The organism is Sphingobium sp. B10D7B (genome assembly GCF_025961955.1).
Classification (GTDB): domain Bacteria; phylum Pseudomonadota; class Alphaproteobacteria; order Sphingomonadales; family Sphingomonadaceae; genus Sphingobium.
Window position 1 is genome coordinate 1,304,571 of sequence record NZ_JAOQOQ010000001.1, and the last position, 13,725, is coordinate 1,318,295.

The following is a 13,725-nucleotide window of genomic DNA, read 5'->3' on the forward strand; positions in this document are numbered from 1 at the left end:
GGGAGAGGCCGGGGGCATCTATGAGCCTTTTGAGGTCCAGGATTAAGCGGAAGATCGCACCGACCCCCGCCCAGACCGGCGGGGAAGGGGCGGTGCCGCGCCATGTCGCGATCATCATGGATGGCAATGGCCGCTGGGCGAAGGCGCGCCGCTTGCCGCGCGTCGCCGGTCATCGCGCCGGCGCCGAGGCCGTGCGCCGTACCCTGCGGGCTGCATCCAAGCTCGGCATCGAATGCGTGACGCTCTATGCCTTTTCGTCTGAGAACTGGAAGCGGCCCGAGGACGAGATTGCCGACCTGACCGGCCTGATGAAGCAGTTTCTCCGCTCGGAAGTGGACGATCTGCACGAGGCTGGCATCCGGCTGAAGATCATCGGCAATCACCATGCCTTCGAGCCGGAAGCGGCGGCCATGGTGGATGCCGCCGTGGCGCGCACCGCCGGAAACACTGCGTCCACGCTGGTGGTTGCGCTCAATTATGGATCGCAGGACGAACTAGCTCGCGCCATGCGCGCTCTTGCCCAGCAGGTGCAGGCCGGCACGCTGGCACCAGAGGCGATCACGCCCGCTGTCATCGCGGCGCAGCTCGACACTGCCGACCTGCCGCCGCTCGATCTGTTGATCCGCACCTCGGGCGAAGTGCGCCTCTCCAACTTCCTTCTTTGGCAGGCGGCCTATGCCGAGCTGTATTTCACCGAGACGCTCTGGCCGGACTTCGATGAGGCGGCGCTGGCAGCCGCGGTGGAAAGCTACGCCTGCCGCGAACGCCGGTACGGAGGGCGATGATGGCCGAACGCGCGCCTCGCTCCGATCTGGCGGTTCGCACCGGCTCGGCGATCGTGCTGCTGGTCGGCGCCGGGCTCGCGCTATGGGCCGATGGCGCGGTGCTGATCCTGCTGGTGGCGCTGGTGAGCGCGCTCGTTTTCTGGGAATGGCGCGGCCTCGTCCGGCGCTTTCCCGATGGCACGCTCGCCCGGATGCTCTGGCTGCTCTTCGGGCTGATCTATATTGGGGGCGCGGCGCTTGCGTTGCTGTCTCTGGGCGCTGCGACCCGCTGGCTGCTGATCGGCATCGTCATCGCGACGGATGTGGGCGCCTATTTCGCCGGGCGGACGATTGGCGGACCGAAGATCGCCCCGGCGATCAGTCCGTCCAAGACCTGGGCGGGGCTGGGTGGCGGCATGACCGCCTCCGGGCTGCTGGTGGCGGTTGTCGCCAGTGTGAGCCTGCAGCCCGGCTTCGTGCTGGTCAGCGCCCTGCTCGGCGCAGCCATCGCAGTGGTGGCCCAGGTGGGCGACTTCTTCGAAAGCTGGATGAAGCGGCGGGCGGGCGTGAAGGATAGCGGCAATCTCATCCCCGGCCATGGCGGCATGTTCGATCGGGTGGACGGCCTGCTGCTGGCCGCCATTCTGGCTGCTCTGGCCAGTGCAGGAGGAATGCTGGGATGATCGCGCCGCGCACCGTTTCCGTCTTCGGCGCGACCGGGTCGGTTGGCACCTCCACGCTCGATCTCATCGCGCGCGAGCCGGAGGCGTTCGAGGTTCTGGCCGTGACCGCCGGGGACGATGTCGACAAGCTCGCCGCGATCGCCGTCACGCACCGCGCCCGCCGCGCCGTCATCGCCAATGAGAGCCGTTATGGTGCCCTCAAGGCTGCGCTGGCCGGTAGCGGCATCGAGGTCGCCGCTGGCAGCGAGGCACTGATCGAGGCGGCGCAAATGGGCGCGGACTGGACGATGGCCGCTATCGTCGGCTGCGCGGGGCTGGCCCCCACGCTCGCGGCGGTCGCCGGGGGCAAGACGGTGGCGCTGGCCAACAAGGAGGCGCTGGTTTCGGCCGGTGACGTCATGATGGCAGCGGTCGCCCGCAGTGGCGCCGCGCTGCTGCCGGTCGATAGCGAGCACAACGCAATCTTCCAGTGCCTCGCAAGCGGCGGCCTCGACGCCGTGCGCAAGATCACGCTCACCGCCAGCGGCGGTCCGTTCCGCACGCTTAGCCGCGAGGCCATGCGCGCGGTGACGCCGGCGCAGGCGGTCAAGCATCCCAACTGGTCGATGGGTCGCAAGATCAGCATCGACAGCGCGACGATGATGAACAAGGGGCTGGAGCTGATCGAGGCTTATCACCTCTTCCCCATCGGCCTTGAGCGCTTTTCGATCCTCGTTCACCCGCAATCGGTCATTCACTCGATGGTCGAATATCGCGATCGGTCGACCATTGCGCAGCTGGGTTGCCCGGATATGCGCATCCCCATCGCCAGTGCACTGGCCTGGCCGCAGCGCATGGAGACGCCCTGCGAGCCGCTCGATCTGGCCACGCTCGGCCGGCTCGACTTCGAGGCGCCCGATGAGGAGCGCTTCCCCGCGCTGCGCCTTGCGCGCGAGGCGATCCAGGCCGGCGGCGGCGCACCGGCCATTCTCAATGCCGCCAACGAGATCGCCGTTGGCGCGTTCCTCGATGGGCGGATCGGCTTTCTTGATATTGGCCGGATCGTCGAAGACGTGCTAGCCCGCAGCGACGCCGGCCGCATCGCTACGCTCGAGGATGTTCAGGCCATCGACAGGTCGGCGCGTGCAATGGCCGAGCAGCTGACGGCGGAGCTCATCAATTGACCGATAACCCCGGTTTCTTCTTCACGATCCTCGCGTTCCTGCTGGTCATCGGCCCGCTCGTGTTCGTTCATGAGCTGGGACATTATCTCGTCGGCCGCTGGTTCGGCGTTCATGCCGAGACCTTTTCCATCGGCTTCGGCAAGGAGGTCTTCGCCTGGCATGACAAGCGCGGCACGCGCTGGCGCGTCGCGGCGCTGCCGCTCGGCGGCTACGTCAAGTTCGCCGGAGACATGAACGCGGCCAGCCAGTCCGACCCGAGCTGGCTGCAACTGCCGCCGGATGAGCGCAACCGCACGTTCCAGTCCAAGTCGGTCGGCAAGCGCGCGCTCATCGTGCTGGCGGGGCCGCTCATCAATCTTCTGTTCGCCGCGATCATTCTGGGCGGCTTTGCTTATGCCTATGGCGAGAATGTCACCCCGGCCGATGTGACGGCGGTGGAAGCCAATTCCGCGGCGGACCGCGCCGGCATCCTGCCCGGCGACAAGATTCGCGGTGTCGATGGCAAGCCGGTGGAGCTGTTCGGTGAGCTGCGCCAGATCATCGTGACCAAGCTGCCCGGCGAGGAGGTGACTCTCGCCGTCGAGCGTGGCGGGGCGGCGCGCCAGATTCCGGTGAAGATCGGCGAGGTCGTGCAGGTCGATCGATTCGGCAATGAGTTCCGTTATGGCGCGCTCGGCGTGCGTAGCCTTGAATCGGTTTCGCGCCCTGTCGGGTTGCTCGAGGCGCCCTGGGTCGGCGTGCGCCGCACGGGCGAGCTGATCGGCATGATGGCGAGCGGCCTCGCCGACATCGTCACCGGGCGACGCTCAGTCGATGAACTGGGCGGGCCGCTTAAGATCGCGCAGATTTCCGGCGAGCAGGCGGCATTGGGGCCGGAGGCGCTGATTGCCTTCGTTGCGCTGGTCTCCATTAACTTGGGGTTCATCAATCTCTTGCCAATTCCTATGCTCGACGGGGGTCATTTGTTCTTCTACGGAATAGAAGCTATTCAGCGCAGGCCGGTCAGTCCACGCTTTCAGGAAATGGCGTTTCGGTCGGGCCTCGCGCTTTTGCTGGGACTGATGATCTTCGTGACTTTGAACGATCTGGCGTCGTTTGGCGTCTGGCGAGGGCTGAGCGGCTTGATTGGCTGATCGGGTTGGGGCAGGGGAGGCAGCGCGGATGCGGCTTCCCCGGATGAAGTGCATTCAGGACATGTCGAGGAATCTGAGTTTGAGCGAAGCAGCACGCATTTCATCGACACAGGGCCGCCTCGCGCCGTTGCTCCTGTGTGGCACCATCCTGGCGGGCTTCGGGTCCGTGCCGGCGATGGCACAGGCCACCGGAAGCGCCACAGCGCAGCCGGCCCCCGCGCTGCCTGCCGCGCCTGCGGTTCAGCCGGTGACCGCCGAAGAGCGCACCATCTCCGCCATCACGGTGGAAGGTGCCCAGCGCCTCGAGGGGGACACGGTCCTCTCCTATACCAAGCTGCGGATCGGCAACAAATACACCCGCGAGACGCTCGACGAGGCGCTGCGCGAGCTTTACGCCAGCGAACTGTTCTCGGATGTGCAGATCCGCGACAATCAGGGCGCGCTCACCATCCAGGTGACCGAGAACCCGGTCATCAATCGTATCGTGCTGGAGGGCAATAAGCGCCTCAAGGACGACAAGATCCTCCCCGAAATCCGCATGGCGCCGCGGCAGATTTACACCCGCTCCAAGGTGCGCGCGGATGTCGCCCGGATCATCGAGCTGTATCGTCGCCAGGGTCGGTTTGCAGCGGTCGTCGATCCCAAGCTGGTCCAGCTGGACCAGAACCGCGTCGACATCGTCTACGAAATCACGGAAGGGCCGAAATCCAAGGTCCGGCAGATCAACATCATCGGCAATGACAAATTCTCCGATGGGCAGCTGCGCAGCGAGATGGCGACCAAGCAGTCGCGGTGGTTCCGCGTCTTCTCGTCCGGCACTACCTACGATCCCGACCGTCTTGCCTATGACCAGCAGAAGGTCCGTCAGTTCTACCTGACGCAGGGCTATGCCGATTTTCGCGTCGTGTCGGCCGTTGCCGAGCTGACGTCGAACAAGCAGGACTTCATCATCACCTATGTGGTGGAGGAAGGCGACCGCTACAAGTTCGGCGACGTGACCGTGCAGAGCGATATTCGCGACCTCAGTTCCGAGGGCCTGTCCCGCTCGCTGCGGATGAAGAAGGGCGACTGGTACAACGCCAAGGCCGTGGAAGACACGGTCGAGCAGCTCAACCAGACCGCCGGTCTGTTCGGCTATGCTTTCGCCGACGTGCAGCCCGAGTTCAATCGCAGCCGCGAAGACCTCACCATGGGCATCACCTTCCGCATCGCCAACGCGCCGCGCGTCTATGTCGAGCGGATCGATATCAACGGCAACACGCTGACGCAGGACAAGGTGATCCGCCGGGAGTTCCGTCTGCACGAGGGCGACGCGTTCAACACCTTCCAGGTCCGCCGCTCGCAGGACCGGATCAACTCGCTGGGCTTCTTCCAGGAGCGTCTGGAGATCGACCAGAAGCCGGGTTCCGCGCCCGACCGCATCGTGCTGGAAACCAATGTCGAGGAAAAGGCGACCGGTGAGCTTCAGCTTTCCGCTGGTTTCTCGAGCCTTGAGCGCTTCATCCTCTCGGCATCGGTCACGCAGCGCAACTTCCGCGGCATGGGCCAGGAACTGCGCACTTCGGTCAATTATTCGAGCTACTCAAAGTCCGTGAACGTCGGCTTCACCGAGCCCTACTTCCTGGACAAGAACATCGCGCTGGGCGGCGATATCTTCCGGCAGGATACGAACTCGTTCAACTACCTGTCCGGTAATGACCGCAACACGCTGTACAGCCAGGTCCGCACCGGCTTCCAGCTGCGCGCCGGTCTGCCGATTACCGAATATCTCTCGCTGGCGCTGCGCTATGGCCTCTCGTTCGAGGACGTGACGCTGGACAAGGCCAACTATTACTCCGACCGTGAGCAGGCCGGCAACTTCCAGTGCGACCCTCTGCGCGCAAGCCAGTATCTGTGCGATGCCATCGGCAAGCGCACCACGTCGTCGATCGGCTATTCGCTAATTTATGACATGCGGGACAACCGCATCCGTCCCACGCGCGGGCACAGCATCACGTTCAGTCAGGACTTTGCCGGTCTGGGCGGTAACGTCCGTTACCTGCGCAACCGTCTCTCTGCCGATAAATACTGGCCGCTCGGCGGCGGCTTCATCTTCTCGGTGAAGGGCGAGGCAGGCTACATCCATTCGTTCGAAGATGGCGCGGGGCCGAATTCCGACCCCGTCCGCCTCGTCGATCGCTTCTTCCTGGGTGAGCCGCAATTGCGCGGTTTCGATATTCGCGGCGTCGGGCCGCGGATCGTGCGCAAGCCTTATCTGTACGACGAGAACAATAACGTCATCGGGCTCAGTGAAAACCGCGACCAGTGGTCCGACGACGCTCTGGGCGGCCGCGCTTACTATCTCACGCACTTTGAGATCGAGATTCCGCTTGGTGCCGGCGCGCGCGACATGGGCCTGCGTCCGTCAGTGTTCATCGATGCCGGTGCCGTCTTCGGCGTCCGTCGTCCGAACTTGATCGACCTGCCCCAAAACATCGATTTCCCCATCCGGGATGCCAGCGGCTTGAGGCAGTGCATCACGCCTGCGACCGACACGACCGCCAGTTCGCTTTCGTCCATTCCCGATGGCGCTAGCTGTCCTTCCGGTACGACGCCTTACGTAACGTCGATTGGCGGCTTCAAGGAAGTCTTCCTCGGCGACAGCCCCAAACCGCGCGTGTCGGTCGGTTTCGGCGTGAACTGGAATTCGCCCTTCGGTCCGTTCCGGATCGATATCGCCAAGGCCCTGGTGAAGGTCGACGGCGATGATACCAAGCTTGTAACCTTCAACATAGGGACACAATTCTGATGCGTAACTCCATCTTTTCCGCTGTTGCGCTCGCAACGGCATCGGTCGCGGCCCTCAGCGTTTCTGCGCCGGTTTCCGCACAGGTCAAGCAGGCGATTGCCGTCGTCAACATCGACGAGGCGATTGGCCAGTCGAGCGCGGCCACCACGGCCAGCCAGCAGATGCAGGTGACCTACAAGTCGAATATCGACCAGATCAACACGCGTCGCACTGCGCTGCAGACCGAGATTCAGCAGAAGCAGACTGCGCTGCAGACCGCAGCGCAGGCCGCTGGCCAGAACCCGCCCGCTGCCACGCAGACCACCCTGCAGAACCAGTATAACGAGTTGCAGCGTCGCGCGCAGGAAGCGCAGGCCGAACTGCAGCGTCTCGAGCAGCCGCTCCAGCTCGCCCGCGCCTATGTGCTCGAGCAGATCGGCGCCAAGCTGCCCGAGGCCATGCGCAACGTGATGACCAAGAACAAGATCGACCTGCTGGTGAAGGCTGAAGCTGCAGAAGCCTTCCAGCCCACGGCGGACGTCACCCGTCTGCTCGTGCAGGAGATCAACGCGCTGGTTCCGTCCGTCAGCATCACGCCGCCGCAGGGCTGGCAGCCCGGTGGTCAGCAGCAGCAGCAGCAGCAGCCTGCCGCTGCAGCGCCGGCTGCGCGCACGCCGACGGCTGGCGAAGGGCGCTAATCACCGATGAGCGAAACGGAAAGCGCAGAGGCTGAACAGAGCGGCGGACTCGATATCCGTGGCGTGCTGGCAGCCTTGCCGCATCGTTACCCGTTGCTGCTGGTCGACCGTGTGGTCTCGATGGTTCCCAAGACCTCGATCCACGCGGTCAAGGCCGTGTCGATGAACGAGCAGTTCTTCCAGGGGCATTTCCCCGGCCGGCCGATCATGCCGGGCGTGCTCATCGTCGAGGCGATTGCCCAGGCTGCCGGCATCCTCGCCGTCGAGTCTCTCGGGCTCGCCGGCACGGGCAAGCTCGTTTATTTCATGACCATTGAGGGCGCGAAGTTCCGTGCGCCTGTCGAGCCGGGGCATCTGCTGGACCTCCATGTCGAGTTCACGCAGCTGCGCGGTTCGGTCTGCAAATTCTCCGGCAAGGCCAGCATCGACGGCAAATTGTGCGCAGAAACAAATTGCGTCGCGATGATCGCCGATCCGCCGAAGGACTGAGCGGGACACAAACCCCGCAGAGCCTTGCCAAGCCGGCCCTTTCCCGCTAAGGGCCGCGCTTCCCTAACGCCCCGGACCGGTCGGAAACCGGTCATTTCAGGAGCCGACACATGAAAAAAGACACGCATCCCGAATATCACCTCATCACCGTGCAGATGACGGACGGGACCAGCTTCCAGACCCGCTCGACCTGGGGCAAGGAAGGCGACACGATGACGCTGGAAATCGATCCGACGTCGCACCCGGCATGGACCGGCGGTCAGCGCCAGCTCGATCAGGGCGGCCGCGTTGCCCAGTTCAACAAGCGCTTCGGTGGCCTCACGCTCAAGAAGAACTGAGCGGGCTCAACCCAAGGTTTCAGAGGAAGGCTCCGGTTTCCGGGGCCTTTTTCTTTGTCAGGAGCGCCGACGGAGGCCTGGCCGCGCCCCCATCATGCTGACCGTCAGCGCGCTGCATCCATCGGGAGCGGCTCGGGCTGGAAAGCTTCCCTTGGCGTCCCATCGACAGCGTACAGGCGCTCGGTCGGCAATTTGATGATCACGCCGGATTTGGGCAGTTCATGATCGTAGATCGCGCCCAGGAGCCCCGCCATCCTGCTGCCTTGCACGCGCGCGCCTATGGCATGCAGGCCTATCGCCAGGCCTTCGCCCATGCTCCCCGTCCAGCGCGACACGCGCACGAGGACCGGGCCGGCATGATGCTTCCCAGCCCGTGGCAGCACCTGCTCGATCCACTGCCGCGCAATGCCGGTCTCGCGCTGTTCGACGGGCAGGTTGTGAATTTGATAGGCGGTGGGCTGGGTGACGAACCAGCCCATGACCGCCCGCGCCACCGTGGTATTGCCGCCGCTGGCTGTGTCAGTCAGGTCGAGGATGATCGGCTTGCCCGGCGTCAGCGCTGCCATGGCCGTATCGAAGGCCGGGATCGTGTCATCGCGCCCGAGGGAATCGTGGAAGCGGATGATCGCCGCGCCGCTTGCGTCCTCGGCAACCGAGAGCGGCGGCATGTCCTGCTGCTTGAGGGCGTACAGGTTGGGTAATTCCACCGTGCGCGGTGACCTGCCGCCGGCCTTCACGGTCAGCTGTCGCGGCCGATCGCGACGGCCCGCGGCGAGCATGCGCGCGGCATAGCCGGCATCGCCTTCGCCCGGCGCGATGCCGAGGTCGGTCCAGAACGCGTCGACCGCTGCCTGTACAGGCGTTCCGGCAATGGCGATCAGCTCGTCGCCGGCTTGCACACCGGCCTGTTCCGCCGGGCTGCCGGCCCGGACCTGCTCGATACGATAGCCAGCGCCGCGCCGCTCGATCCACAGGTCGCCATAGCTTGGGAAAACCGCCCAGCTGTTGGAGAAGGAGGCTCCCGTGATTGCATGATGGTCGGCGAGAACCATGAGGGCGCGTTCTGCAAGGCGGATGAGGCCATCCTCATCGCGCACCGCCTCGGCTTCCGCCTGGAGCCGGGAGGGCAGGCGATATTCGCCGCCTGCAAGGCGCTCGGGATAGGCATAGGTTTCCGCGATGATCCCCGGAAGTGCGCGGGCATCCTCCTGATAGGGATTGGTCTGGCCCCGCGCGCCACTGGCAGAGAGGGCGAGGGCGCCCAAGGTCAGGGCAAGGCAGCAGAGCCTCAGTTTCAGCATCATGTGTCCTGCGGCCAAGGGAGTCGATGCCACAGGATATCGCGTCGGACATCCAAGCAAAAGGCCCGCCGGATCGCTCCGGCGGGCCTCTCTATTTTCTTCCGAAAAGGACCTGATGCTTAGTTCATGTCCTCGGTGGTGAAGTCCTCACCCTGCACCTTGCCGAGCGGATCGTCGCCGATGGCGGCTTCCACGGGCTGGCGCAGCTCGGCCTCATGCTCTTCGGCGGCCGTTTGCGGCGCGACGAGGTGAACCTCGTTGGCGGCCCGCATGGCGGCGCGGAGCGCGGCATCGCGGCTGTTTGCGGCGATCCGCATCCGGTTCATCGAGGAGCCGGTGCCGGCCGGGATCAGACGCCCGACGATCACATTCTCCTTGAGGCCGATCAGCGTGTCCTTCTTGCCCTGAACGGCCGCCTCGGTGAGGACGCGGGTCGTTTCCTGGAAGGAGGCAGCCGAGATGAAGCTGCGGGTCTGCAGCGACGCCTTGGTGATGCCGAGGAGCACGGGCTTGCCGAAGGCCGGCTGCTGGCCGGGCGCGAGGCGGGCGTTCACTTCGTCCATTTCCTCGCGATCGACCTGCTCGCCTGCCAGCAGCGTGGTGTCGCCGCCGTCGGTGATCTCAACCTTCTGCAGCATCTGGCGAACGATCACCTCGATGTGCTTGTCGTTGATCTTCACGCCCTGCAGTCGATAGACCTCCTGGATCTCCGCGACCATATATTCCGAAAGCGGCTCGATGCCGAGCACTTCGAGAATGTCGTGGGGATCGGGCGAACCGCCGATCAGGTTGTCGCCACGCTTCACGTAGTCGCCTTCCTGAACGTCGATCACCTTGCTCTTGGGGATCAGATACTCGACCGGCTCGCCGCCATCCTCGGGGAGGATCGCGATCTTGCGCTTGGCCTTATAGTCCTTGAGGAACTGAACGCGGCCCGAGACCCGTGCGATGATCGCATTGTCCTTGGGCTTGCGCGCCTCGAACAGCTCCGCCACGCGCGGCAGACCGCCCGTGATGTCGCGGGTCTTGGCAGCCTCGCGGGAGACACGGGCCAGCACGTCACCGGCCTGCACCTGCGCACCATCCTCGACCGAGAGCGTTGCGCCCGGTGCCAGGAGGTAACGCGCTGCCTCGCCGGAGGCATCGTCCAGCAGGGTCAGGCGCGGACGCAGATCGTCCTTGGAGCGGGACGGGGCACGATATTCGGTCACCACGCGCTGCGTGATGCCGGTGGCCTCGTCCGCCTGTTCGGTCAGCGTCTTGCCGTCGATCAGGTCCTGATACTTCACGATACCCGGCTTCTCGGTGATCACCGGCTGCGTGAACGGATCCCACTCGGCGATGCGGTCGCCCTGCTTCACCTTGGCGCCATGCTTGAACAGGATGGCGGCACCATAAGGCAGGCGATGGACCGCACGCTCGCGGCCTTCATCGTCGATGATCGCCAGTTCGCCATTGCGGGCCAGCGACAGGTTACGGCCATGCTTGTCCGTGATGGTCGGCATGTCGCGCAGCTCGATCGAACCGTCGGAGACGGCCTCGAGGTTGGACTGCTCGTTGAGCTGGGCGGCACCGCCGATGTGGAAGGTCCGCATCGTCAACTGCGTGCCCGGCTCACCGATCGACTGGGCGGCGATCACGCCGACAGCCTCACCGATGTTCACGGGCGTACCGCGGGCGAGATCACGCCCGTAGCACTTGGCGCACACGCCCATCTTAGATTCGCAGATCAGCGGCGAACGGATCTTGACCGCCTGAACGCCGATGGCCTCGATCTTCGCGACCATCGCCTCGTCCAGCAGCTCGCCCTCGGGGACGATGACCGAGCCATCCTTGCTGTCCACAATGTCCTCGGCCGTGGTGCGACCGAGCACGCGCTCGCCGAGCGATGCGATCACGCTGCCGCCCTGGATGATGGCCTTCATCTCCAGCGCCTTCTGCGTGCCGCAATCCACCTCGACGATGGTGCAGTCCTGGCTCACGTCGACCAGACGGCGGGTCAGGTAACCCGAGTTCGCCGTCTTGAGCGCCGTGTCGGCCAGACCCTTACGGGCGCCGTGCGTCGAGTTGAAATATTCAAGAACGGTCAGGCCTTCCTTGAAGTTCGAGATGATCGGCGTCTCGATGATCTCGCCCGACGGCTTGGCCATCAGGCCGCGCATACCGGCCAGCTGCTTCATCTGCGCCGGGGAACCACGGGCACCCGAGTGGCTCATCATGTAGATCGAGTTGATCGGCTTCAGGCGGCCCGTATCGGGGTCCTGCGGCATCGAGCGAATCTCGTCCATCATGGCGTTGGCCACGCGGTCACCGCAGCCCGACCAGGCGTCGATCACCTTGTTGTACTTTTCCTGCTGGGTGATCAGGCCGTCCTGATACTGCTGCTCATAGTCGGCAACCAGCGCCTTGGTCTCATCGACCAGAGCCACCTTGCTGTCCGGAATGATCATGTCGTCCTTGCCGAACGAGATGCCGGCCTGGAACGCGTGGCGGAAACCCAGCGCCATGATGGCGTCGGCAAACAGCACCGTGTCCTTCTGGCCGGTGTGCCGATAGACCTCGTCGATCACGTCGCCCACGTCCTTCTTGGTGAGCAGGCGGTTGACCGCGTCGAACGGCACCTTGTGGCTCTTGGGCAGGCACTCGCCGATCAGCATACGGCCCGGCGTGGTTTCCACGCGGCGCATGTAGGTCTCGCCATTCTCGTCCGTCTGCGGCACGCGGCTGATGATCTTGCTGTGCAGCGTCACCGCCTTGGCGAAGAGGGCCTGGTGGACCTCCTGCATGTCGGCGAGGATCATGCCTTCGCCCGGCTCGCCGGCCAGTTCCATCGACAGATAATAGATACCCAGTACCATGTCCTGCGAGGGCACGATGATCGGCTTGCCGTTGGCGGGCGAGAGGATGTTGTTGGTGGACATCATCAACACGCGCGCTTCCAACTGGGCCTCAAGGCTCAACGGAACGTGGACGGCCATCTGGTCACCGTCGAAGTCGGCGTTGAACGCGGCGCAGACCAGCGGGTGGAGCTGGATGGCCTTGCCCTCGATCAGCACGGGCTCGAACGCCTGGATGCCGAGGCGGTGGAGCGTCGGGGCGCGGTTCAGCAGCACGGGGTGCTCGCGGATCACCTCATCGAGGATGTCCCAGACTTCCTTGCGCTCCTTCTCCACCCACTTTTTCGCCTGCTTGAGGGTCATGGAGAGACCCTTGGCGTCGAGGCGGGCGTAGATGAACGGCTTGAACAGCTCGAGCGCCATCTTCTTGGGCAGGCCGCACTGGTGCAGCTTGAGCTCCGGACCGGTCACGATGACCGAACGGCCGGAATAGTCGACGCGCTTGCCGAGCAGGTTCTGGCGGAAGCGGCCCTGCTTGCCCTTGAGCATGTCGGAGAGCGACTTGAGCGGACGCTTGTTGGCGCCGGTGATGACGCGGCCACGACGGCCGTTGTCGAACAGGGCGTCAACGGCTTCCTGCAACATGCGCTTTTCGTTGCGGACGATGATGTCCGGCGCACGCAGCTCCATCAGGCGCTTCAGGCGGTTGTTGCGGTTGATGACGCGACGATAGAGATCGTTGAGGTCCGAGGTCGCGAAGCGGCCGCCATCCAGCGGCACCAGCGGGCGCAGTTCCGGCGGAATGACCGGCACCACGTCGAGGATCATCCATTCCGGGCGGTTGCCGGAATCGATGAAGCTTTCCACGACCTTGAGGCGCTTGATGATCTTCTTGGGCTTCAGCTCCGACTTGGTCGTCGCCAGCTCTTCCATCAGCGCCTTCTGCTCGCCCTCGAGATCGAGGTCCATGAGCATCTGCTTGACCGCCTCGGCACCGATGCCGGCGGAGAAGGCGTCCTCGCCATATTCGTCCTGCGCCTCGACCAGCTCGTCCTCGTTGAGAAGCTGATACTTCTCCAGGGGGGTGAGGCCCGGCTCGATGACGATGTAGCTCTCGAAGTAGAGGACGCGCTCAAGCTGCTTGAGCTGCATGTCGAGCAGCAGGCCGATGCGCGAAGGCAGCGACTTCAGGAACCAGATGTGGGCAACCGGCGCGGCCAGCTCGATATGGCCCATGCGCTCGCGGCGGACCTTGGAAACGGTCACTTCCACGCCGCACTTTTCGCAGACGATGCCCTTGTACTTCATGCGCTTGTACTTGCCGCACAGGCACTCATAGTCCTTGATCGGGCCGAAGATGCGCGCGCAGAACAGGCCGTCACGCTCGGGCTTGAACGTGCGATAGTTGATCGTCTCCGGCTTCTTGATCTCGCCGAAGGACCAGCTGCGGATGCGCTCGGGCGACGCAATGCCGATCTGGATCTGGTCGAAGGTTTCCGGCTTGGCCATCGGATTGGCGAAGGTGGTCAGTTCGTTCATGTCTCAATTCCCT

Annotated in this window: 10 protein-coding genes; 8 read left to right on the top strand and 2 right to left on the bottom strand. The window is 64.4% G+C overall.

Features of this window, described 5'->3' with window-relative positions; genetic code table 11:
* Positions 1-20 precede the first annotated feature (20 nt).
* The 8 genes from M2331_RS06150 (at position 21) to rpmE (ending at position 8,035) form a co-directional block, all read left to right on the top strand.
* Positions 21-785 carry an isoprenyl transferase gene (locus M2331_RS06150; RefSeq protein ID WP_181559458.1) on the top strand — a complete coding sequence of 255 codons (765 nt, stop codon included), beginning with the start codon at positions 21-23 and terminating at the stop codon, positions 783-785.
* Positions 782-1,447: a phosphatidate cytidylyltransferase gene (locus tag M2331_RS06155; RefSeq protein WP_264570124.1), complete on the top strand. Its 666-nt coding sequence runs from the start codon at positions 782-784 to the stop codon at positions 1,445-1,447. Before M2331_RS06150 ends, M2331_RS06155 begins: the two co-directional genes overlap by 4 nt.
* Complete coding sequence (locus M2331_RS06160; RefSeq protein WP_181559459.1) at positions 1,444-2,610, top strand: 1-deoxy-D-xylulose-5-phosphate reductoisomerase; 1,167 nt, start codon at positions 1,444-1,446, stop codon at positions 2,608-2,610. Before M2331_RS06155 ends, M2331_RS06160 begins: the two co-directional genes overlap by 4 nt.
* On the top strand, positions 2,607-3,743 hold the full coding sequence (locus tag M2331_RS06165) for a M50 family metallopeptidase (protein ID WP_181559460.1): 1,137 nt from the start codon (positions 2,607-2,609) through the stop codon (positions 3,741-3,743). Before M2331_RS06160 ends, M2331_RS06165 begins: the two co-directional genes overlap by 4 nt.
* Before the next feature lie 175 nt (positions 3,744-3,918).
* Positions 3,919-6,531, top strand: a complete 2,613-nt coding sequence (gene bamA, locus M2331_RS06170; RefSeq protein ID WP_413716081.1) for an outer membrane protein assembly factor BamA — start codon at positions 3,919-3,921, stop codon at positions 6,529-6,531.
* Complete coding sequence (locus M2331_RS06175; RefSeq protein ID WP_181559462.1) at positions 6,531-7,208, top strand: OmpH family outer membrane protein; 678 nt, start codon at positions 6,531-6,533, stop codon at positions 7,206-7,208. The genes bamA and M2331_RS06175 overlap by 1 nt, the downstream gene beginning before the upstream one ends.
* A gap of 6 nt (positions 7,209-7,214) precedes the next feature.
* Complete coding sequence (gene fabZ / locus M2331_RS06180) at positions 7,215-7,697, top strand: 3-hydroxyacyl-ACP dehydratase FabZ (protein ID WP_181559463.1); 483 nt, start codon at positions 7,215-7,217, stop codon at positions 7,695-7,697.
* A gap of 110 nt (positions 7,698-7,807) precedes the next feature.
* Complete coding sequence (rpmE, locus tag M2331_RS06185) at positions 7,808-8,035, top strand: 50S ribosomal protein L31 (RefSeq protein WP_181559464.1); 228 nt, start codon at positions 7,808-7,810, stop codon at positions 8,033-8,035.
* A 104-nt stretch (positions 8,036-8,139) separates the two neighbouring features.
* On the opposite strand, the gene M2331_RS06190 is transcribed toward rpmE, so the two are convergent.
* Positions 8,140-9,339, bottom strand: coding sequence for a S41 family peptidase (locus M2331_RS06190; protein ID WP_181559465.1), 1,200 nt, complete (start codon positions 9,337-9,339; stop codon positions 8,140-8,142).
* Between the two features lie 116 nt (positions 9,340-9,455).
* Positions 9,456-13,712 carry a DNA-directed RNA polymerase subunit beta' gene (gene rpoC / locus M2331_RS06195; RefSeq protein WP_181559466.1) on the bottom strand — a complete coding sequence of 1,419 codons (4,257 nt, stop codon included), beginning with the start codon at positions 13,710-13,712 and terminating at the stop codon, positions 9,456-9,458.
* Positions 13,713-13,725: the final 13 nt, after the last annotated feature.